This window comes from Rhizobium sp. CB2179 (assembly GCF_057653455.1).
In genome coordinates this window covers 628,390-650,703 of the sequence record NZ_JBYGKR010000003.1, presented here as the reverse complement: position 1 = coordinate 650,703, position 22,314 = coordinate 628,390, and the positions used below count along the sequence as shown (strand labels likewise).

Annotated in this window: 16 protein-coding genes and 2 pseudogenes; 16 read left to right on the top strand and 2 right to left on the bottom strand. The window is 62.4% G+C overall.

The genetic code is table 11. The annotated features are described in order from the left end of the window. Nucleotides 1-37: 37 nt before the first annotated feature. Complete coding sequence (locus tag AC244Q_RS31515) at nucleotides 38-823, bottom strand: IclR family transcriptional regulator (protein WP_012763608.1); 786 nt, start codon at nucleotides 821-823, stop codon at nucleotides 38-40. Nucleotides 824-1,143: 320 nt separating this feature from the next. Between AC244Q_RS31515 and AC244Q_RS31510 the strand changes: the two are divergent. From AC244Q_RS31510 to AC244Q_RS31485, 6 genes and pseudogenes are all read left to right on the top strand, one after another. Further along, nucleotides 1,144-1,228: pseudogene (locus AC244Q_RS31510) on the top strand (L-rhamnose mutarotase); the annotation flags it as partial. A 68-nt stretch (nucleotides 1,229-1,296) separates the two neighbouring features. After that, nucleotides 1,297-2,031, top strand: coding sequence for an SDR family oxidoreductase (locus tag AC244Q_RS31505; RefSeq protein ID WP_017996873.1), 735 nt, complete (start codon nucleotides 1,297-1,299; stop codon nucleotides 2,029-2,031). Between the two features lie 92 nt (nucleotides 2,032-2,123). After that, on the top strand, nucleotides 2,124-3,401 hold the full coding sequence (locus AC244Q_RS31500) for an L-fuconate dehydratase (protein WP_128407630.1): 1,278 nt from the start codon (nucleotides 2,124-2,126) through the stop codon (nucleotides 3,399-3,401). Nucleotides 3,402-3,645: 244 nt separating this feature from the next. Beyond that, the gene (locus tag AC244Q_RS31495; RefSeq protein WP_128407629.1) at nucleotides 3,646-6,225 is read left to right on the top strand and encodes a caspase family protein; all 2,580 of its coding nucleotides are present in this window, start codon (nucleotides 3,646-3,648) and stop codon (nucleotides 6,223-6,225) included. 24 nt (nucleotides 6,226-6,249) lie between these two features. Continuing rightward, nucleotides 6,250-6,579: a hypothetical protein gene (locus AC244Q_RS31490; protein ID WP_164902371.1), complete on the top strand. Its 330-nt coding sequence runs from the start codon at nucleotides 6,250-6,252 to the stop codon at nucleotides 6,577-6,579. 30 nt (nucleotides 6,580-6,609) lie between these two features. Then, nucleotides 6,610-7,839 carry a methyltransferase family protein gene (locus tag AC244Q_RS31485; protein ID WP_245460650.1) on the top strand — a complete coding sequence of 410 codons (1,230 nt, stop codon included), beginning with the start codon at nucleotides 6,610-6,612 and terminating at the stop codon, nucleotides 7,837-7,839. Nucleotides 7,840-7,851: 12 nt separating this feature from the next. On the opposite strand, the gene AC244Q_RS31480 is transcribed toward AC244Q_RS31485, so the two are convergent. Next, nucleotides 7,852-9,462, bottom strand: a complete 1,611-nt coding sequence (locus AC244Q_RS31480; RefSeq protein WP_128407627.1) for an NHL repeat-containing protein — start codon at nucleotides 9,460-9,462, stop codon at nucleotides 7,852-7,854. 260 nt (nucleotides 9,463-9,722) lie between these two features. Between AC244Q_RS31480 and AC244Q_RS31475 the strand changes: the two genes are divergently transcribed. The 10 genes and pseudogenes from AC244Q_RS31475 (at nucleotide 9,723) to AC244Q_RS31430 (ending at nucleotide 22,299) form a co-directional block, all read left to right on the top strand. Then, a complete protein-coding gene (locus AC244Q_RS31475; RefSeq protein ID WP_012763615.1) occupies nucleotides 9,723-10,313 on the top strand; it encodes a hypothetical protein in 591 nt (196 codons plus the stop codon). 292 nt (nucleotides 10,314-10,605) lie between these two features. Further along, a complete protein-coding gene (locus AC244Q_RS31470; RefSeq protein ID WP_128407626.1) occupies nucleotides 10,606-10,983 on the top strand; it encodes a hypothetical protein in 378 nt (125 codons plus the stop codon). 210 nt (nucleotides 10,984-11,193) lie between these two features. Then, a complete protein-coding gene (locus tag AC244Q_RS31465) occupies nucleotides 11,194-13,152 on the top strand; it encodes a DUF4384 domain-containing protein (RefSeq protein ID WP_128407625.1) in 1,959 nt (652 codons plus the stop codon). Nucleotides 13,153-13,175: 23 nt separating this feature from the next. Beyond that, nucleotides 13,176-14,792 carry a caspase family protein gene (locus tag AC244Q_RS31460; RefSeq protein ID WP_128407624.1) on the top strand — a complete coding sequence of 539 codons (1,617 nt, stop codon included), beginning with the start codon at nucleotides 13,176-13,178 and terminating at the stop codon, nucleotides 14,790-14,792. Beyond that, complete coding sequence (locus tag AC244Q_RS31455; RefSeq protein WP_012763619.1) at nucleotides 14,789-17,314, top strand: trypsin-like serine protease; 2,526 nt, start codon at nucleotides 14,789-14,791, stop codon at nucleotides 17,312-17,314. The genes AC244Q_RS31460 and AC244Q_RS31455 overlap by 4 nt, the downstream gene beginning before the upstream one ends. A gap of 13 nt (nucleotides 17,315-17,327) precedes the next feature. Next, a pseudogene (locus AC244Q_RS31450) lies at nucleotides 17,328-18,511 on the top strand (serpin family protein). A gap of 42 nt (nucleotides 18,512-18,553) precedes the next feature. Continuing rightward, nucleotides 18,554-20,959, top strand: coding sequence for a protein kinase domain-containing protein (locus tag AC244Q_RS31445; protein WP_128407623.1), 2,406 nt, complete (start codon nucleotides 18,554-18,556; stop codon nucleotides 20,957-20,959). 271 nt (nucleotides 20,960-21,230) lie between these two features. Then, nucleotides 21,231-21,542 (top strand): DUF982 domain-containing protein, encoded by a 312-nt coding sequence (locus tag AC244Q_RS31440; RefSeq protein WP_011655309.1) that lies wholly within the window; start codon nucleotides 21,231-21,233, stop codon nucleotides 21,540-21,542. A 174-nt stretch (nucleotides 21,543-21,716) separates the two neighbouring features. Next, nucleotides 21,717-21,998 carry a type II toxin-antitoxin system ParD family antitoxin gene (locus tag AC244Q_RS31435; RefSeq protein WP_017996885.1) on the top strand — a complete coding sequence of 94 codons (282 nt, stop codon included), beginning with the start codon at nucleotides 21,717-21,719 and terminating at the stop codon, nucleotides 21,996-21,998. Beyond that, nucleotides 21,988-22,299 carry a type II toxin-antitoxin system RelE/ParE family toxin gene (locus AC244Q_RS31430; RefSeq protein ID WP_128407622.1) on the top strand — a complete coding sequence of 104 codons (312 nt, stop codon included), beginning with the start codon at nucleotides 21,988-21,990 and terminating at the stop codon, nucleotides 22,297-22,299. Before AC244Q_RS31435 ends, AC244Q_RS31430 begins: the two co-directional genes overlap by 11 nt. Nucleotides 22,300-22,314 lie beyond the last annotated feature (15 nt).

Here is a 22,314-nt window from a genome sequence, read left to right as displayed (position 1 = left end):
TCAAATAGAAATTCCCGCTTCGCGCCGATGCCACCCGTCAGCCGGAATTGACGACACTGGCGCCGGCAAGCAGCGAAAGCTGGGCAGCGGTCTTCTGCACCAGCGTGATCGCCTGGGTGATATCGGGAGCCGACGGCGCGTTGACGAGCGCGATGAAGGGGCAGGTGAGGGCGGCGATGGAGCGGTGGTCCGGTCCGAGAACGGGAGCTGAAAGATTGTAGACGCCAGATGTCTGGGCGCTCGCCATCATCTCGTAGCCGCGCTCGCGGATCTGGTCGAGACGATCGTAGAATTCTGGCCCAAGTTCGACCTCCGCACGACTGCGCACATGTTCTAAGATCATCATCTCCCGCTCCTCCTCGCTGCGGAAGGCGAGCAGCACATGCCCCGATCCGGTGTCGAAGAGGCTGATATGGGCGCCGATGCGGATCGAAAACCCCCAATAGTCCGGCGCCTCCTGTTGGGCGATGACGACGGCAGCACCCCGATCGAAGACGGCGAGATGATTGGCCTGGCGCGTGCGCTGGGCGAGATCGCGCATCAGCGGCGTGGCATAGGAGGCGAGCCGGCGCACCGGAGCGTGCAGCTGCGCAAGGCCGAAGAGCTTCAGCGTCAGCGAGTAGCGGTCGCCATCCAGCCGGGTGACGTAACCGCGGCGCACCAAGCGATCGAGCATGCGGTAGAATTCGTTGGGGCTGCGGTCGAGCCGCTTGGCGATGTCGGCCTGGGTGAGGCCGCTGTCGACGCCGGCGAGCAATTCCAGAATATCGAGGCCCTTGTCGAGGGCAGGAGCGCGGTAGCGGTCGGACTCGTCAGTCTCCATTGCTTCCTCCTGTGAATATCAGTCTGCATATACGCAGAACCGCAGCCGGAAAAGCAAAACTTCGCACTTGACCCTTGGCCAATCGTTTGTTTGTCTATAAACAGACAAATCATCACTGAAGAACATGCCGAGGACAGGGAGGAACGACCATGCAACGCATGGGAATGGCCATCGGCCCTGGAGCCGGCGACGGTTGCCGTCGTCAAGCCTCCGCATTCAGCCGGTCAGCGGGATCCGGCGCTGATCTGCCTTTGCAACAGTGGCAAGTCCTCCATTTAATACAGAGAGCCCCGCGCATCCGAAGCCAGGCCCACGCAATGTCGGCCTGGATGCCTTGCCAGAACCCGCTTGAAACGCGCAAAGAGGGCGAATGGTGGACGACGATGGACAAGACGCCATCACGACCGAGCTTCGCCAAGACATGAACCGCATTCCATCGTCCAGCTTAGTCCATTTCAGAAAAGGCCCGTGATATGACAAACAGACTTTCCGGCAAGACCGTTCTCATCACCGCCGCCGGCCAGGGCATCGGCCGGGCGACGGCGGCAGCCTTTGCCGCGATCGGCGCCAAGGTCCACGCGACCGACATCAACACGGAGGCCTTAACGACGCTTGCCGCGGAGACCGGTGTTTCCACCCATAAGCTGAACGTGCTCGATGCCGATGCGGTCAAGGCTCTCGTCGCCGAGATCGGAGCCGTTGACGTGCTCTTCAACTGCGCCGGCTTCGTCCATGCCGGCTCGATCCTCGAAATGAAGGATTCCGATCTCGAATTCGCCTTCGACCTCAACGTCAAGGCGATGATCCGCACCATCCGCGCCGTGCTGCCCGGCATGATCGAGCGCAAGGACGGGGCAATCATCAACATGGCCTCCGTCGCCTCCAGCATCAAGGGCGTGCCGAACCGCTTCGCCTATGGTGTCACCAAGGCGGCGGTGATCGGGCTCACCAAAGCCGTTGCCGCCGATTATGTCGGTCAGGGCATCCGCTGCAACGCCATCTGCCCCGGCACGGTGGAAAGCCCGTCGCTGCAGGACCGCATGCGGGCGCAGGGCGATTACGACGCGGCCCGTGCCGCCTTCATCGCCCGCCAGCCGATGGGCCGGCTCGGCTCGCCGGAAGAGATTGCCGATCTCGCCGTCTATCTCGCCGGCGCGACCTACACGTCGGGCCAGGCGATCGCCATCGACGGCGGCTGGACGATCTGATTTCAGCCGACGATGCGGCCGGCGGTCCCGTCGGCCGGTCCGGCCCCAGCAGCCGACCCCATGTGGTCGGCCTACCAATCGGGAGAAACATCATGACCCGCATCACCGACCTTCGCGTCTTCGATCTCCGCTTTCCCACGTCGCAAAGCCTGGATGGATCGGATGCGATGAATCCCGATCCGGATTATTCGGCGGCCTACGTCATTCTCGATACGGACGCGCCCGGCCTTGCCGGCCATGGCCTGACCTTTACCATCGGCCGCGGCAACGACATTTGCTGCATGGCGATAGAAGCGATGCGCCACCTCGTCGTCGGCGCCGACCTCGCCGAAGTTCTCGCCCATCCCGGCACCTTCTGGCGGCATCTGACCAGCGATAGCCAGCTGCGCTGGATCGGGCCGGAGAAGGGCGCCATTCATCTGGCGACCGGCGCGGTCGTCAATGCCGTCTGGGATCTGCTCGCCAAACAGGCCGACAAGCCCGTCTGGCGCCTCGTCGCCGAGATGTCGCCGGAAGAGATCGCCGATATCGTCGATTACCGCTATCTCACTGACGTTCTGACGCGCGACGAGGCGGTCGAGATCCTGAAGCGTGCCGAGGCGGGCAAGGCGGAACGCATCGCCATCCTCGAAAAAGAGGGCTACTCCTGCTACACGACCTCGGCCGGCTGGCTTGGCTACGGCGACGAAAAACTGCGCCGCCTCTGCCAGGAGGCAATCGATGCCGGCTTCAACCATATCAAGATGAAGGTCGGCCGCGATCTGGAAGACGATATCCGCCGTCTCAGGATTGCCCGCGAGGTGATCGGCCCCGACCGCTACCTGATGATCGACGCCAACCAGGTGTGGGATGTCGGCCAGGCGATCGACTGGGTCAAAGCTCTTTCCTTCGCCAAACCGTTCTTCATCGAGGAACCCACAAGCCCCGACGATGTCGCCGGCCACCGCAAGATCCGCCAGGCGATCGGCCCGGTGAAGGTCGCGACCGGCGAGATGTGCCAGAACCGCATCATGTTCAAGCAGTTCATCGCCGAGGGTGCGATCGACATCGTGCAGATCGATTCCTGCCGCATGGGCGGACTGAACGAAGTTCTCTCCGTGCTGTTGATCGCCGCCAAGTTCGACCTGCCGGTCTGGCCGCATGCCGGCGGCGTCGGGCTCTGCGAATATGTGCAGCATCTGTCAATGATCGATTACGTCGCGGTGTCGGGCACCAAGGAAGGTCGCGTCATCGAATATGTCGATCACCTGCACGAACACTTCCTCGATCCCTGCCTGATCGAGAACGCCGCCTACATGCCGCCCACCCTGCCGGGCTTCTCCATCGAGATGAAACCGGCCTCGATCGGCAACTATACGTTTGGAGGTTAAGGAAACTGCGCCGGGGATGACGTATCCAATTCCGGCCGCATGATAATTTCCTGATTTCAATAGTCTTTCCTACTACCGATGGGCTTCCAATCTGCCGGGACTGCTCCAATTCACTTGGAGGCGGCGAAGCTTGCTTTTTAGAGCGCCGAGGAATAGCTTTGCAGTGTGAATGCGGAGGGGGCCTAGCACCAGCAGGCCAGCAAATTTTATTGAACTTAGACAATAGAATGTTTGCGATCGAGCCATGCCCAAGTTTCGTCACGCCAAGAGACTGTGCGCTTATCTGCTGATTGTTGCAGGAATGCTGCTGTCGATTACCACGGCATTTGCCGCCGTTACAGAAGAGAGCGGACGCCGCGTCGCTCTCGTCATCGGCAACTCCGTCTATAAGACGCTGCCCTCGCTTCCCAATCCTGCCAATGATGTCGAAGAGGTCGCGACCACGTTGCGCGCGGCCGGTTTCGATGTGACGATCGGCGTCAATGTCGACCGCATCGGGCTCGAAGATACGGTGCGCCGCTTCCTGCGTTCGACCAGCAATGCCGAGGCCGGCCTGATCTATTATTCGGGCCACGGCATCCAGGTGGGCGGCCAGAATTTCATCGTGCCAGTCGATGCGACGCTGGAGACGCCCTATGACGTCGAGACGCAGACCATGCCGCTCGACCTCATCCTCAACCATCTCAAGCAGAATTCGCGGGTGCAGTTGATCTTCCTCGACGCCTGCCGCAACAATCCCTTCAATGCCCAGAAATTCTGGATGGCGGAGAAACTGGAGCCGGTCGGCGCCACGCGCGGACTTGCGCGCATCGACAGCGACCTCGGCAGCCTGATCGCCTTTTCCACAGAACCCGGCCAGGTGGCGCTCGATGGCACCGGCGCGCTCAGCCCCTATTCCGAATCCTTCATCAAGCGGGCGAGCGAACCCAACAAGGAAATCCGCCAGGTCCTGACCGATGTGCGCCGCGACGTGATGGCCATGACCGGCGGCAAGCAGGTCCCCTGGGAAAACTCCTCGCTGATGGACAGCTTCTATTTCATTCCGGCGCCGCCGCCGCCGAGCGTCGAATCGATGCAGCAGGTGAGCGTGCCGGAGGGTGCGGCCACGACCAAATTGCCGATCGCTCCGCCGCATGACGAGACCGGCTCGGCGCTGCTCGTCACCGTCAACCAGCTGCCTAAGACCGGCAAGCTCAGCTTCGACGGCAAGCCGGTCGAGCAGGGCGCAAAGATGCCTGCCGCGGCACTGACGGCGCTGACCTATGATTCATCAGGTGTTGCTGCCGGAACCGTCGGCCTGATTGGCTATACCGTGAGCGATCCATACGGGCAGGCGGCGCAGGGCGTCGTCGCAATCACCGTCTCGGCCGACGCCGGCGCCAAGCTCGCCCAGCTCGAGCAGGAAAAACAGGTGCGGCTTGCCGATGCCGACGCCTATCTGAAGACGCTGCCGCGCGACGTCGAAACGACGATCGGCGTCGGCCCTGTAGAAGCCAGCCTGCCGGTCGTGCCGGCATCGGCCGCGGAGATGACCTTCAAGGTCGCGGCCCTGCCCGACAAGGGCACGCTGCGCGCCGGAGACCGGGTGATCGGTCTCGGACACGTGCTTGAAGCCGCCGATATCCCGGCGCTTTCCTACGAGCCCCAGATCGGCACTGAAAACCAGCCTTTCGCCCTGACGCTGCAGGCAGCCAACGACGACTTGCCGCCGGCGACCGTCACTTTCAAGCCGACGCTCGACGCCTGCGATACGTCAGCCGCGGCTCCGCTCGACCTGCAGGGCGTGACGGCAGGCAAGTTGCCGAACGAGATCGACGCCGATGAAGCACTGTCGGCCTGCACGGAGGCGATAAAGGCCTATCCCGAGGTGGCGCGCTTCGTCTATCAACTTGGCCGTGCCCAGCTTGCCAACCGCGACGCCAAGACGGCTTTTGCGACGATCAAGAAGGCGATGGATGCCGGACATGTCCGGGCAATCCAGCATCTCTCGAGCATGTATGAGATCGGTGCAACCGTGCCGCGCGATGCTGGAAAAGCTGCGAAGATTGTTGAGGCAGCAGCGAAAAAAGGGGATCCCTACGCGCTGCAGAGCTTTGGGAATGCCCTGTATTTTGGTCGGGGTATTGAGGCGGATCAGCAGCAGGGATTACGCATGATGCTCCAGGCAGCCGATCTGGGCCATACTTATGCAATGAACGCTCTCGGTTATATTTTCCTAAACGGCGTCAATGTCCCGGCCGATCCGGAGCGCGGCATCCGCTTCTACGAAGCCGGTGTCGAGCGCAATGACATTTATTCCCAGAACAATCTGGCTCTCGTTTACCGCTTTGGAAAAGGCGCACCGGCGGATCTCCCGAAAGCGCTCGAGCTTTTCACGCGGGCGGCCGAGGGCGGTCAGCCCTATGCCCCAACTAATCTCGGGCGTATGTACCGCGACGGTGTCGGCGTTGTCGCGGACAAGGCGGAAGCGGTAAAGTGGCTCGAGGTGGGTGCGGAGCGCGGCGACTATTGGGGCGCACTCGACCGCGCGATGCTCGCGAAGGAAGAGGGCGCGGACGCTGACAGCCTTGCGATCGCGGCTCGTTATTTCGCTCTGGCGACCGCCATCAACTTGCCGGGCAGCGGCGATCCGAAGAACCAGGCGCTGGCGGAACTCAAGAGGCTTCCTGGCGCTGCCAAGAAGAATGCGGAGTCCGTCTTTGCGGCCGAGCTGAGCGCTCAAGAGCAAAAGGCAATTCCAAAGACCAAGTCGCTCGATGACAGGCTCGTCAAGCTCGCCAAAGCGACATGGATAAAGCGAAATCCGAGGTACGATCTCTTCTGAAACGGCGGTCCGGGGGCGCCCTATATGAACAACAAGCTAATCATCCGTATGCTATTGTGCTCGACATTCATCGCAGGCTCAGGCGCGATCCTGCAGAGTTGCATCTTCGATCCTGGCGCCAGGACGCTGTTTGCCAGCGAAGAGCCGGTGGCCAGGAGCGCCACGCCTGCCAGGAAAACCACGCCCACCGTTAGAAGAGTGGCCGCACAGAACAATCCACCGGCTTTCTCCCGCTCCGAGAACAGTTCCAGTGGGAATTCCGGCGGCGGCGGCATGGGCGGCGGCTCAGGCTCGAGCGGCTCCTCCAGCTCCAGCGGCAGCTCTTCCAGTTCTAGCGGTGGCCAGTGGAACTAATAAACATCAGTAGTTACGCTGTTTGATGCGTTGTTTATCAGCCTCGCGATACAAGCCGCAACCCTCATTGGCGCAGTAGCCGGCATTGCGCTTTCGACCTATCTGCAGCTTGAGCCCGGCAAGGCAATGGCGCTTGCCGTGTTCTGCCTTCTCCTGGCGTGGATCGCCGTCGACGGCACATTCGCTGCTCGTTCGACCTGGGCATCGCGAAAGAGACGAGACGAGGCTCCCGCCATTTTCTGGCGTCGCATCGGGACGAAGCTTGTGGGCCTCGCCGCGCTGCTTGGCGTGGTCGTGATCGCCTGTTCGGTCTTTCCGTTTTTCACGCAGTCGTCGGCGGTCCGATGGATCATCGAGGCTGGGCACACCACTATTCCCCTTTCCATCGCACTTGCCGGCGCCACCATTCTCTACGTCGCGGTCACCGATTTAGTCGCGGAGGAGCCCGACGATTATCTCAATCAGGTCGGGCGCGCGGTGTTGATGCAGGATTTTCGCGAGGAGGACGTGCTGTTTGCATTGCGCCTGCTCGCGATCAAGTGTTTCTTTCTCGTGCTGATGTTCTCGGGCGGCATGGCGGCTCTTTCCGATCTTGCCGAGAAGCCGGCCTGGGCGTTTCCGCCGCTTTCGGCGGCATGGTTCGAAGGCCTGTTGCGGCTTGCCTTTCTTCTCGACATCGTGCTTGCCGCCGGCGGCTATGTCGCGACTTTCAAGCTCTTCGGATGGAATGTCAGGGCAACGGAGACGACCGCACTCGGCTGGCTCGTGTGTCTCATCTGTTACGAGCCGTTCTTCCCTGCGATCTCGCATGCTTTCGTGCCCTATGGCGAGGGGCCGGGCTGGGAGACGGTGATCCAGGAAGGTTCGGCCGTCTTTATCCTCTGGAGCGTCGCGACGCTGTTCTGCACCCTCATCTATGTCTGGGCGACCGTCGCTTTCGGGCCGCGATTTTCCAATCTCACGCATCGCGGCATCATCACATCGGGCCCTTATCGCTTCATGAAGCATCCGGCCTATGTCTCGAAGAACATCGCCTGGTGGCTGGTTGCGATCCCAGGCTTCCTCGCCAGCGGCCTTGCGGAAGGACTTGCCCGGGCCGGCATGCTGGCGATCGTCAGTCTTATCTACCTGCTGCGCGCCCGCGCCGAAGAACGCATGTTAAGCCGGGACCCCGCCTATCGGGACTATGCCGGCAGCGTCGCGGCGCATGGACTTCTGGCGATGGCGAAGCGGCGGCTGACATCAAGACCGGCGGCGTGAGTTTCCCGCCGTTTAGCCATCGAGCCCCTTGAAGCGCACCGGCTGGTAGCCGCGCATCAACAGGCTGCCGAGCGAATAGGTATTGCGGCAGACGCGGCCCTTGCAGGCATTTGGGGAGGCCTCCATCACCTCCACCTTCTTATCGGCCGTGAAGCGCATGAACAGCAGCACATGCGAGCCGGGCTTGTTCAGTGCATCGCCCGGCCGCATTGACCAGGGGTCGGAGAGGCGCTTGGTGATCCCGGGGATGGCGCGCGTCGAAACGTGCATCTTCAGGCCCCAGGCGTCGCTGACGAAACCGGAGCAATCGACGCCGAGGATGTTGGATTGCGGCGCGCTCTTGGTGCAGACGTTGCCGGCGGTCTGGCCCTTTTCCACGCCGCCGATGAAATTCTCGAGCGGCGTCTTGCAGCCCCAGCAGTAGGGAACACCTTTGACCGTCTGGCCGCGTTTGCCGATCAGGTAGATCGGGCGGCGCAGCCGGTTCATGTTGACGCAGCCCGGTCCCGGATCCCTGCCATAGGCGGTTGGTGTCACCAGCCAGTTCATCGTCTCGAAGCCGATTGCCCGCTCGATGACGTCGCTGCGCGATTTCGGCACGATCGCCACCTTCGGCGTCTTGCCGGGCTTGCCGGCAGCCGGCTGCTTGGTGGGCCGAGCGACGGCAAGCTTGCGGCCGGGCTCCCGGCCGTCGAGCCGCAGCACCTGCGCCCGGCTTTCCTGCGAGCGGAGATAGAGCACGTCACCGCGCGGACCGATCGCCACGAAGCGTCTGGAGAATACCGTACCCGGTTCGATCGGCAGGTCGTAGACCCGGTCCATCGCGCCGTTCGGCGTGAATCGCACCACCAGCATGCCGGTGCGCTCGGGCCGGTCGGCGGGTACGAGCTCGACCAGCACATAAGGCCTGCCCGTCGTGTCGATGTCGAGAAGTTCGACGGTGCCGATCCGCCCTTCCGAGGCGAGTTGCAGCGAGAGGAAATTCTCCTCCGAACTGCTGCGCCGCAGTAGGATCTCCGCCTTGTCGTTTGCAGCAGCCGAGACCTCGGCGACGATATCGCCGAGCCCGCGGCTCGGCACATATTGAATGACCGGCGGGCGGGCCTCGGGCCGGCTGGTGCTGCGACCGATCTCGTCGATGATGCTGTTCAGCGGACCCGGCGAAACCGAGCCCATGGAGGCGAAAACCGAGCGGGTGTAGTCGTCGGCATCAGCGCCGCCGTCGACGGCGCGCAGCGTCTGCGAGCGGCCGTCGGCATCGGTGGAGCGCTCGAGCGGCACGACGCCGTCGGACCAGAGGTAGAGTTCGTTGTGAACGACGGCGAGATCCTCCGCCGTGGCATTTTCCGGCAGCGGCAGGATCGCAGGCTCGGCCTGCGAGCGTTCGGCGTCGACGGCGAGCACGCGGCCGTTGTTCTGGTCGAGGATGTAAATGGTGCCGTCGTCACCGACGGTGATCGCCGCCGGCCCGGATGCCTCCGCTTCCTCGTTGGAAGAAATGATGCCGACCGAACGCGCGCCGTCGCCGCCGCGAAGCTCGATGATCGTCGTGTCTTTGGCAAAAACCGGCGAGGCGACCGCAAGTGCCGCGGCAAACAAAATATGCGACCCAAAACTACGCATTGCCTCGACCCCCAGAACAGGATGATTTTAGTCCGATCCGGCTAAAAATCTGAATCCTGTTCTCAATTAAGGTTAGTGCATGATGTCGTCCGAAAACCGATCACACTTTTCGGCATCATGCACTGTTACCGTCACGCTTTTCAAAAATGGTAGGCTAGATATGACTTCTCAGCAAGCCGTTGCTTTCCAAACGATTTGGAGATCTGCGCGGGCGATAGTACAAGATCATCGTCTCGAAGATTCGTCGGCAGGGAATGCTTATGCTGGAATGGAACGGTGACGAACTGGCGCTCGATATAAGCTTGCTGGAGCAGGTTCGCGCGGCGAGGATAGATTTCTCAGACCGCGTCTGCGCTGCCTCAGCCAGCAAGGACGACAAGCATCTGGCGCAACTGCGCTCGGAGCCGACCTACCTGATGGCCGAGTTCCTCTATTCGATGAAGGTCTTCGGCATCAGCACCGCCGAGGACATCGAGCGCTTCGCCGATCTGCACAATGATTACGTGGTTTCGCTGACCCGCGATCCGGCCAAGCTGCAGCGTCTGGGGCTTTCACAGGATCGTGCGCTCGCCTCGATGTTCACCGCCGACACCAAGCCGCGGCTGATCCAGAACTGGGCTGACAAATCAGGCGCGATCGACCAGTCCAATCTCGCCCGTTTCCTTGTTGCGGTGATGTCGAGCGAGACCTGCCGCAAGACGTTGATCGATTTCGAAACGGCAGGCTTCATGCAGCGCAAGCGCTCGCCCTACGGCACCATGGTCGTCTGGTCGACCGGAATGATCGAGGAGATCTTCGGCGAGATGCTGCGCGATCTGCGCCTCGGCTTGCAGCAATTGAAGATCCTCTGATGCATGTCGCCCGGAAGTGTGCGGCGGTGGGTCAACGACATGCATAAAACAAAGAGCGAAAGCGCCGCTGCCAGCCGATTTCAACCCTCCCAATCGATTGGCACTGTGCGCCGTTGCCTTCCTTTCGGCCTCTCCCTATTCTCGGGGCGCCTATGCATGTCGCCCGGAAGGGTGCAGCGGTTCCGGGAGAACGACATGCAAAAAACAAAGAGCGAAAGCACGTCGCATGAATCAAGTTTAATGCGACGTGCTTTTGTCGCGCAGTGGCGCCAATAAGACGGAAGTGACGACGATGACGAAATCCTGGCTCATAACCTTGTCGATCGGCATTCTGCTGGCGCTGCAGATACCTGAGCTCGCGCATTCCGGCCCTGCCGAAGACGCGCTTGCGGCGCGAAACCCCTCGCTTGCGGCGCTGCGTCATCATGACGAAAAGGCCTTTGCTGCGGCGACTGCAATCATCGCCGAACAAGAACGCGCCAAGGGGCTGGCGCCCGGTGAGGCGAAGCTGCCCGATGCGACCTCTCCCGGCCGCGACATGGGCTCAGGCCCCGGCAAGGAATTCACGGTCGACAATCCGGATATTCTTTGGCTCTACAATTCCTCACCCGAAGGAATGAGCGACCTGATCTCGATTTTGAAATCAGCCGGGCAGAAACCCAAGAACTAACGGTCTTCTCGCAGTTGAACGGACTATAACAGGCCCCGGTTATTCCAGAGCGTGAGTCTTGCTCACGTCTTTGCCTTGCCGGATTCTTAGCGGCTCCAAATAATTTGTAACCCTCCCTCAAGCAAGACAGGCAAAGGCATCCCAATTTCGCCAGTCAGTGCTATTCTCATCTTCAACACAGTGTGAGATGTTCGAAGAGGAGGTTTTCCAATGCCGAACCGCAAAGCCATCTTGGCAGCAGCCACCTTTCTTTCGTTCTTCTCGGTGGTTCCCGCCGTCGAGGCGCAGAACGAACGCACATTGACCGAAGCGCCGGCGCAGACCGGGCCTGTCAGCGTCACCTTCGATCGCGCTGAAGCCAAATACGCCATCGGCGAAGTTGTCGGCCTCTTCATCCAGTCGACCGAGAACGCCTATGTCACGGTGCTGAATGTCTCGCCGAATGGCGCAGTCGTGAAGCTTTTCCCGAACAAGTACCAGACCGACGCCCTTGTCGGCGCCGGCAAGCGCGTGCAGGTGCCGGATCCGGCAAGCGGCGCCAAGCTGCAGGTTTCAGGCCCGGTCGGTCAGGAGCAGATCAAAGTCTTCTATTCCTCCAAGCCGCTGAACATCTTCGCCGATCTCGGCGGCAGCGGCGGCGGCATGTTCCGCTCGGTTGACGGCGGCATGGATGCCGTCTCCCGAAGCCTTGAAGAGGCCCGAAGCCTCGGCACCAAGATCAGCAGCAAGACGCTGATGCTGACGACCGTCGATAGTCCGGCCGCTGTCCCGCCCGTCGCAGCCGCCCCCGCAGCAAAACCCGCGCCAGTCGAGCAGGCTGCAAAGCCGCCCGTTGCCCCGAAACCTGCAGTCGCTCCGAAGCCGAAGCCGGTGACGAAACAGGAAGTCGCCAAAAAGCCGGAAACGGTGGTCGAAAAACCGAAGCCTGTTGCCCCGAAAAAGGTCGCGCCGAAGCCCGTCGAGCAGGCAGCACAGCAGCCGCCGAAGAAATACAAGATCGTCACCAACCTGGCGCCCGGCCAGGAGCTTGCCGCCGACGAACTGGAGCTGATCGGGCCCGCCGATACGACTTCATCCACCAAGCCGACCCAATATAAGCAACCGACGACGCAGTATAAGCAGCCGGCCCAGACGTCCCAGACGAAGATGCCGAAACTGCCGATGCCACAGATCAAGATGCCGCAATTCAAGCTTCCCGGCGGCTTCAGCATCAAGATGCCGCAGCTAAACCTCGGCCGTTCGGCCGAACCTGGCCAGGCAGGGGAAGAGATCGAGGTAGCAAACGCCGATACGCCTGTTTGCACGGCTCTTCTTGATAAGCTGAACACCGCCGTTGCCGCCAAGGATATCAGTGCTGCCGCGTCTGAGGCTGATGCGATCGCCGTCAGCGCCGATTGCGGCCAGTTCCAGGTGAATGCCCAGCGCCGCGTCGCGGCCCTCAGGCTTTCGGCTGCCCAGGAGATGATGGCCGCCAACCAGCCGGTCGCCGATTACGAGCCGTTGCTTGTCGCCGCCGACAGCCCGCAGGTGCTCTGGCAGGCCTCCGCCACACTCGGCGAAATCTATTTCTCCTCACGCCGCTTCGCCGATGCCGCCGCCGATTACCAGCAGGCGATCGAGATCATCAAGAACGAGACCCGCACGCCGAAGGCGCCACCGGCCGAGACGATCTCCGATCTCATCCAGCGCGCCGCCCAGGCCCGCATCCTTGCCGCCAACCCGACGAGCGACAATCCGCAAGGCAGTTTCGTGCCGGCCGAGAAGGATCACCGCAGCGGCGTGCTCGGCGGCATCTATTCCGAGAATGTGCGCGGCATCGTGCCGGTCTCCATTCCGGTTCCGATCACCTTCGACTTCAACAAGTCGAGCTTCACCTCGATCGGCACCGAAGCCGCCGAGGAGCTGCTGGAGGCGCTGAAAGAGCAGAAGCCCGGCCGCATCATCCTCATCGGCCATACCGACCGGCGCGGCGGTGACGACTATAATCAGAAGCTTTCCGAACGCCGCGCCCAGGCCGTCGCCGACTTCCTGAAGAGCAATGGCCTCGACGCGACAATCGACGCCGAAGGCCGCGGTGCATCCGAGCCGGTGGACGTCACCGCAACCGCAAACCTCACCGAAGACGATGTCGATGCGCTGAACCGCCGCGTCGAATGGCGCCGCGAGTAGCTGAGGCGGGGAGGAGCTTGGCCATGACCGCATTCGTTTCCATGGCCGCAGCACTTGCCCTCCTCACCATGGCGGCCACCGATAGCCTGGCAAGGGTCATCGAGGCGCCCGAGCGTGGTGCAGTCAGGGCCGTGCTGATCGGCATCGACCTCTACCGCAACGTTCCGCCGCTGCACGGGGCCGTCGCCGATGCCGAGGATCTTTCGCTTTCGCTGCGTTCGGTCGGCGTCGAGGACATGACGCTCTTGAAGAATGGTGCTGCCGACCGCGAGGGCATCTTCCACGCGATCGAGGCCGTGACCGAAAGGGCAGGGCCTGGCGATCTCGTCGTGCTCGGCATCGCCGGTCACGGGTCGAGCGAGCCGGAACGAGTCAAGGGTTCCAAACCGAGCGGCCGCGACGAGGTCTATGTGCTTGCCGGCTTCGACACCCGGCTACCGGGTTCGCGCGAGCGCATCTTCGGCGACGAATTCAAGGCGCTGATCCGCAATCTAGAGACCAAAGGCGCCGATGTCGTCTTCATCGCCGATACCTGCCATGCCGGCGGGATGACCCGCGACGTCGATCCGCGCGGCGCCGAGATCACCTGGCGTCAGGCGCCTTCCTATACGATCGAGGAGGACGACCTCGCGCCGATTTCGACCACGGCGGATGCGCTGTCCACCGGCTTCGATTTCAAGCGGCTGACCTTTCTCGCCGCCGTCGACGAAAACACCAAGTCGCCCGAGATATCAATTCCCGGCATTCCGCAAAAACGCGGCGCGCTGAGCTATGCCACCGCCCGCGCCTTCGAAGGGGCGGCCGACCGCAACGGCGACGGCGCCGTCAGCCGCCGCGAACTGTTCGAATATGTGCGCCAGGCGGTCTACCAGTTCACCAACCAGCGGCAGAACATCTTTACCGAAAGCCCGCCCGGAACCGATCTCGATCGCGCGGTCGTCTATCATTACGAAGGGGCGGGGGCCCAGGCGGCGGCGGAGAAATCAAACACTCCGCTGCCCGCCGAGCCCGCACCGATCAGCGTTGCCGCCCTCGGCTCCGATCCGGTGCTGCAGGGGATCGACGCCGCCGTCACGCCGTTCAAGCTGACGGAAGGTGCCGATGCCGAACTTGTCTTCGATCCCGCAAAACACGAGGCGATTGCCGGCGGCGATGTCGTCGCCTCCGCCATCGGCGCCGGCGACATGCCTTTCGTCGTCGACCGGATGGCCGCGCTCGATGCGCTGAAGCGGCTCTCCGAGACCAACCCGCAGACCGTGCGCGTGATGCCTTCCGATACCGTCCATCGTGAGGGTGAACGCGTCGGCGTCACCGTTTCGGATCTATCAGGCCGCAAGCTCGTGCTCTTCGACGTCACCGGCGATGGGACCGTACAGTTCCTGTATCCGGGCGAGAAGGAGGTCGATGCCGAGATGTCTGCCACCTTCGATCTCGACCTGTCCGTCGTCGCACCATTCGGCACGGACCTGCTCGTCGCCGTTACCTCTGAAACGCCGATGCCCGAACTTCTGGAGTTCCTGAAGCAGAACGACAGGCGCCGCACCGCCGGCAATATCGCCAAGCGCCTCGGCGAATTCCTGCCCGAGGGCGCGCGCGTCGGATTTACGGTCCTCTATACCTCCGCTGGAGCCAAGCTATGAGCACGTCGATCAGCAGGGTCCTCAATATTGCGTCCGTCATGCTGCTTCTGGCTACTCCCGTGCTGGCGCAGCAGGATACCGATTTCGCCGGCGAGGATGGCGGGCGGGTCATCGGCGGCCAGGCGGCCAAGAAGGGCGAATGGCCCTGGCAGGTGAAGATCCTGGCGCCCGATCCCGAACAGCGCGGCCGCTTCGGCGGCCATTGCGGCGGCTCGCTGATTTCGCCGCGCTGGATATTGACGGCCGCCCATTGCGTCACCAGCGGCCGCTCCGGCAAGCAGGATCTCTTCGCCCGCGACCTGCTGATCGTCGAGGGTAAATCGAAGATCGATAAGGTGATCGCCGTCGATGGGCCCGATAAGCCGGGACTGGCCGTGGAAGACGTGATCATTCACGAGGACTTCGACCGCAAGGTCTTCGCCAACGACATCGCCCTCATCAAGCTGAGCGAGCCCGCCAAATCGAAGCCGGCGATCCTTGCCTCGGCCTCGGACGACGAAGTGGAGGCAGCCGGCCACCCCGCCGTCGTCACCGGCTGGGGCTACACCAAGGCCGATCACGGCTGGGACGACAAATACCTGCCGACCGAGCTGCAGGAAGTGGAACTGCCGATCGTCCCGCGCGAGGACTGCCGCGCCGCCTATCGCGACAGTTCGATGCGCATGAACCCGATCGACGAGCGCAATGTCTGCGCCGGTTATGCCGAAGGCGGCAAGGACGCCTGCCAGGGCGACAGCGGCGGGCCGCTGGTCGCCCAGCGTCCCGACAAGCGCTGGATCCAGCTCGGCATCGTCAGCTGGGGCGCCGGCTGCGCTGAGGCCGAGCACTACGGCGTCTATACACGTGTTGCCGCGTTCCGCGACTGGATCGCCGCCAAGACCGACGGCGACGTGCCTGATGTTGAAGGGCCTGCTGCCAATGATCAGGTCGCGTCCACCACCACCAGTAGCGGGATGAAGCAGAGGAAGTCCGGACAGGAAGAGGCCAACCTCGCCATCACCACCCCACCCGCCGGCGATACCGCCCCGGCTGGGACGACCGAAACGCCAGACGCGCCGGCCAACGATACCGCGCCAGTTGACAAGCCCGTCGCCGACGAACCCGCCGTGCGGCCAGCAGTCGTCCAGACGCCGGTGATCGAAAGCAAGCCCGGTGACCGCGCGCTGTTGATCGGCATCGACGACTACGAGATGCGCGAGGCGAAGCTGACCGGTTCTGCGACTGACGTAAAAGCGATGCAGGTCTTCCTCGCCAAGACGCTCGCCTACCGCCCGGAGCAGATCCACACGCTGACCAACCGCAAGGCGACCCGCGAGGCGATCCTTGCCGAAATCGACGACTGGCTGGTGCGCCAGTCGACGCCCGGAAGCCGCGTCTTCCTCTATTTCAGCGGCCAGGGCTCTGAAGAAATGGGCGCCGAGGAAACGACGAGCCCGACGCTGGTGGCCGTCGATGCCAAGCTGGTGCGCGAGGGCGGCAAGGTGACGGTCACCAACCAGATCCGCGAAACCGAGATCGCCGCAAGGCTGAACAGCCTCAAGGATCGCCGCGTCACGCTGCTGATCGATGCCTGCCATGTCGGGCCCGGCAGCCGCAGCGCGGTGGCCGCACCATCCGGCACCGTGCGTTGCCTCGGCCCGGCGCTGGCAGGGCTCGAACCGCCGAACAAATCAGGCAAGGAAGCGAAATTCTCCTTCGGCGGCGAAAACGCCATGGTCTGGTCGGCTGTCAACGCAGGGCAGTGGGCGCTGGTCGATAGCGAGGCCAAGCCACCGCTTGGCGTCTTCACCCGCCGCTTCATCGAAGGCGTGCAGGATGGCGTGGCGCGCGCAGCCGACAAGCCGAATGTCAGCAATGCCGCTTTGCTCGATTATGTCCGGCGTAAATCCGACGAATATTGCCGGACGCATGCGGGAGATTGCCGCTTCACGCCGGTGCCGCAATTTTATGGCCAGCCGGATGCGCTCGGCCGGGATGTCATCACCGGCGACGAGGCGAAGACGGCGGTCGCCGCCGTCGAGAATACGCTGAAGAGCGACAATGAGGCGGGCGTCGCCGTCGACGTGCTGCCCGGCACTGCGGTCAGCATCGGCGACAAGGTGGCGATGCGTGTGTCCACCAAGAAGTCCGGTTACCTGATCCTGGTCGATATCGATGCCTCCGGCAAGCTGACACAGCTTTTTCCTAACAAGCGCTCGATGGGGCTGAAACCATCAGCCAAAAGCGGCGACAACCGGCTCGATCCGGCTCGGCCGGTCGTCGTGCCCGATGCGCGCAATCCCTATACCGGCTTCGAATATGTGGTGGAGGGACCGGCCGGCGTCGGCATGGTCGTTGCCATCCTCAGCGACAAGCCGATCGAAGTGCTCGACCTGCCCGATGTGCCGACGCCGCTCGTCGGCCAGCGCGCCGCCTTCAACTATGTCTATGATCTCGCCCGAAGCCTCAGGATCGTCGGCGACGACGAAACCGGCGCCCAAGGCAAATGGTCGTTCGATTCCAAATTCTATCGCATCCGCTGAACAGGAGCGAACCATGCCGAAATCCACTCTGTTAGCGGGTCTTGCCGCTTTTCTGATGGCGCTTGCCCCGGCCGCTCATGCCGGCAACTCCGGTGACAGCAAGGCGATGCTTGCAGCACAAGCAGGGCTTGCCGCCGAACTCATCGATCGCACCTGGCAAAGGAGGGTGCTGCCAATATCATGGTGTCGCCGGCAAGCCTTGCCGCGGCACTCGGTCTTGCAAGCCTCGGCGCTTCCGACGAGGGCAAAGCCTCGATCGCCAAGGGCCTCGGCTTCGGTGGCGAGGTCAAGGGACCGGAGACGGCGCTTGACGCAATGACCCCCGAGAAGCCGGCGGCTGCGGATGCGCCATTGACTGCGGCGGTCGCGATCGTCTTCGACGACAAGCTGGTGCTCGTCCCCGATGCGCTTCCCATGCTCGCCGGCCACCGCATCAAGCCCTCGATCGAGGATCTCGACGGACCGAAATCGGTCGAGCACATCAACGGCTGGGTAAGCCAGGCAACGCGGGGCGCCATTCCTGTCATCCTGGACTCTCCACCCGGCGGCGGCTTCGTCAGTCTTGGCGCGCTCTCCTTCAAGGCGCGCTGGAAGACGTCTTTCGAGAAGGAAAGCCCGGCAAGCCCCTTTCAGAGGCCGGATGGATCGACGATTTCGGTGCCGATGATGCATCTTGCCGGCGATGGTCAGAAATTCCGCGTCGACGAGAAATTCACTGCCGTCGATCTTGCCTATGCCGGCGAGAGCTACAGCATGGTCGTGGTGGCGGCGCGCTCCGGCAAGGGTGTGGGCGGCGCGGACCTGAAGACGCTCACTTCCTGGCTGGAGGGAGAAAAATTCGAAGCCGCCAAGGGCGAAATCTTCCTGCCCCGCTTTTCCCTGAACGACGGGCGTGATTTGATGCCGATACTCAATGCGATGGGCGTGACGCCCGAGAAGGCCAAGGATGCGGGTTTCCCGGGTTTCACCAAAGAAAACATCCGCTTGTCGCGCGTCCTTCAGAAGACGATGATCAAGGTTGACGAAAACGGCACGGAGGCGGCGGCAGCCACGGCTGTAATCACGGAACGCAGCATCGATCCGAAGCTTGTCCGCGTCGTGGCCGATGCCCGTTTTGCCTTCGCGCTTCGCGATACAAAGACCGGCCTGCTGCTCGCCGCAGGCCTTATCGGCGATCCATTGCTGGCAGGCGAATAGAGTTCGGTTTCATGAATGTAATGAATGCAGGGGGACACGTGCATGAGAAGTGATCTGATCGCCCGCTACACGATCGGCGAGCCGGTCTACGAGAACGAGTTCATCGTCTATCCGGCCCAGGACAAGCGGATGGACCATGCGGTCTTCATCGTCGCGCCCGATATGGCGCTGAAACTGGACAAGGCTCGTTTCGAGCGGGTCTGGACCTCCATCAACGAGGCCAAATCGCTGACGGCACGGCGCTTCGTCGAGATCGAGGACCTCATCCCGCCGTCGCCGGAAGACGACAATTTCTACATCGTCGAGAAGCGGCCGTCGAAAACGCTACACCAATATCTCGATGAAACGGAAATGGTAGCTTACGAGCGCGCCGTTGAGATCGGCCGCCACATCCTCGAGGGGCTGGCAACGCTGCACGGCGCCGGCTACGCCCACAATGCGCTGACGGACCAGTGCATCTACGTCTCCGAGGATTATTCCGGCCTGTCGGTGCGGATCGGCAACCTGCATCTGATCTCGAAGATCGGCGAACACATCATCCCGCCCTATGTGCCGGAATTCGGGGCGCCGGAAATCTATGCAAGCGGCACCTTCTCCGCCTCGTCGGCACTCGATATCTACGCAATGGGCATGATCGCCTACAAGCTCTTCCTGCCGCGGCAGACCTATGCCAGCGTCTTCGACAGCGTCATGGTCTGGGAAGACGAGCATCAGCGCGAGCAGAGCTGGAAGAACATCCATCTCGACCCTTCCAATATCTTTCCCCGCCTCGACGTGCTGATCCCAGGCTTTCCCGAGGGTCTTGCAAGTCTGGTGGAAAGGATGCTGAGCCGCGATCCAAGCGCGCGACCGCGCACGGGCGCCGATGCGTTGGGCGAATTCGCCCGGGTGACGACAGGCATCCAGCCGATGTCATGGGATCCGCGCGGCGGCATGCAACAGCAGCAGGACGCCCCGAAGCCGAAAAAATGGACGCCTCTCAAGATCTCCATGATCGCCGCACTGCTCTTGATCTGCATCGGCGTCGGCGTCTTCACCATCCCGAAGCTGCTCGCCCCGGATCCGAAACTCGTCGCCGATGTCGGCACCTGGAAGAAGGAGGCAGAAAGCCGCAAGCAGAAGGCGATCGCCGCCAAGGCGCCGGAGCGTCCTTCCGGCGATCAGGCAAAGCTCGCCTATGATACCGGCGCCGCGGCGCTGACATCGGCCGATGCCCTGCTCAAGGATGAAGATTACGAAAAGGCGCTTCCGGGCTTCCAGACGGCAGCCATCAATCTCGGCAATGCGCTGATCGGCATCTCGAAGGAGAACGCCGAGAAGGCGAAAGCTGCCGCTTCGGCCGCCGGCGGCGACAAGGCGCCAGGTTTTGCCGAGGCTGACGCCAAGATGAAGACTGCCGCCGATGCCGCCACCGCAAAGCAGATGCATGCCGCCGTCGACGCCTATGACGCGTCGAAAACGACGTTTGACGAGCTCGCCAAGGCGCTAAGCGCGCTGACGGCGGCCGAAAAGGACGCGGCGGGAAAACGCGAAACCGTCAATCGCATCGGCGCTGGCGATAGTCCCGATGTCGCCAAGGCGACCGGGCTGATGACGGATGCCAAGACCAAGGCAGAGCAATGGCAGATGCCGGCCGCGACATCTGGCTACGGCGACGCTGCCAAGCTTTTGGATGCCGTCATCGCCGATGTCATGGCGGCAAAGGACGAGGCGACTGCGCTGAAGCAGAAAGTGACCGATCTCAGCGCCTCGATCGCGACCCGCGCAGGTGCTGCCGATCCGGCGCTTGCCGCACTCGCTCCGAAGATCGGCGAGGCCGACGGCCGCTACACCGCCGAGGCTTATAAGCTCGCGGTCGTCGCCTATCAGCCGATCCTTGCCGATCTCGAGGCGCTGTCGGCGCGCGGCTTCTGCCCGGTTTCGCAGACGCTTGCCTTCGAGACCGTCCCGGCCGGAAGTTATTCGCTGGAGAACGTCCGGCTGATGACCTCGTCGATGAAGGAAATCGGCGGCATGCTCGGCGTTGCCAACGACGCCGTGAAGATCGACAAGTCCTTCTGCATGCAGACGAAGGCGGTCACCCGTGCCGAGATGGCGGAATTTTACACCGCCAATTCCGATCCCGCCGCCGCACAGGCCTATGGCGACAATCCGCAGCAGCCGGCCGACGACGTGCCGCTTGCCGTGGCGCAGAACTATACGGCCTGGCTGTCGAAGCAGCTGAACGCCCCCGTCCACCTGCCGTCGGCGACGGAGTGGATGGCAAGTGCGGCGAAGATCACCCAGGAAAAGCTGCCCGATAACGGTGATATCATCCTGCAGTGGAGCGCCACCCCCTGCGAAGCCGGCGGCAATGTCGCCTTCATGGCGCAGGAAGGTTCGACCTTCGTCGTCTGCTCCGATGCGTCGGCCGGCGGCATTTTCCGCGTTACCGCCGAATTGCGGTGAGCGGTCGGAAGCGTGGAGACTGATAGGGGGAGCGGTGTGCCGCTGACACGGGGCAGGGTAATCTGTTGCAAACCCAGAATGCGTCCATCAAGGCGACACTTGTCGACGCAGCGCGGGGCGGATCAACATAAGGTCGTAGGCGCCCTTTCTTCATCATCCGACAGCTCGCGCTCAAGGGGTGCCACTCGCAAGTTTTCAATTCCACATTTCAGAATACGCGCGTATATTGAAATTGGGACTGCAATATCCGTGCCTTGAGGGGTCGAGGACAATGTGCTGGAACACATCATCAGCATTCACGCCGGTAGGGTTTGCTTTGCGAGGCCCGGCATCTCGCAAGATCGTATGGACGCTGGGCGACGCGGCGCGTCTCCTGATCAACGACTGGCCTTGCGATGACGGCGAGGAATATGTGGCTGCAGTCAAAGCCTGCGTCGACGCATTGAGCGGCAAGATTGCCCCGGAACAATTCCGGGAAGCGCTTCTGCGTGCGGCCGATGAGGCCGGTATCGCTGCCCTATCGCTCGTGCGGCAGGGAGTGGGAGAGCGACGACCGGACCTTCCCTCAAGCGCGCAAAGATAGTCCGAGCTTCGAGGGCCAACCGCCTTTCGCCGTCACGTTTGCGCCAGTTGCAAACATCGTGGCGTCTCCGACGATTTGATCGACCCTCGTTGCTTTATTGCCCGCCTCGAAATTTCTTGGCAGGGGTGTCTGGCGGTGGCAATAATTCCTACCATAAGTGTATGGAGGTGAGTTATGGCCAATGTTGAGAAGATCAGCGTCTCAGTGACGCCGCAACATGCCGACTTGCTGCGTGACGCTGTTGGAAGCGGTGCCTACGCCAGCGCCAGCGAGGTCATCCGCGAAGCGATGCGCGATTGGTCCGCCAAATGGCAGCAACGCAGCGGCGATATCGAAAAGCTGCGCGAAATGTGGGCCGAGGGCAAGGCGAGCGGAACTGCCTCGCCAGTCGATTTCGATGAGATGCTTGCGGAAGCGCGGCAGGAACTGAAGGCTGCCCGCGGACATGGCGGTTAAGCTTCTCTGGACGCCGAGGGCGAGAGTCGACGTCAAGCAAGTCTTCGTCGACATAGGCAAAGAGCAGCCCCAGGCGGCCGAGCGGTATTTCCAGCAGTTCCGCTACAAGGCCGGCTTGCTTATCGATCATCCGCGTCTTGGCGAGCGCCACCCCGAGATCTTCCGCACCGCGCGGATGCCAGTCGAAGCGCCGTATGTGATCCTGTACGAGACGCACCCCGACACGGACGAGGGCGAGGTTGATGCGGTCGAGATCATTCGCGTGGTGGATGGCCGGCGCGATCTGGCGGCGCTTTTCTAGGAATTTAAGGTGGAC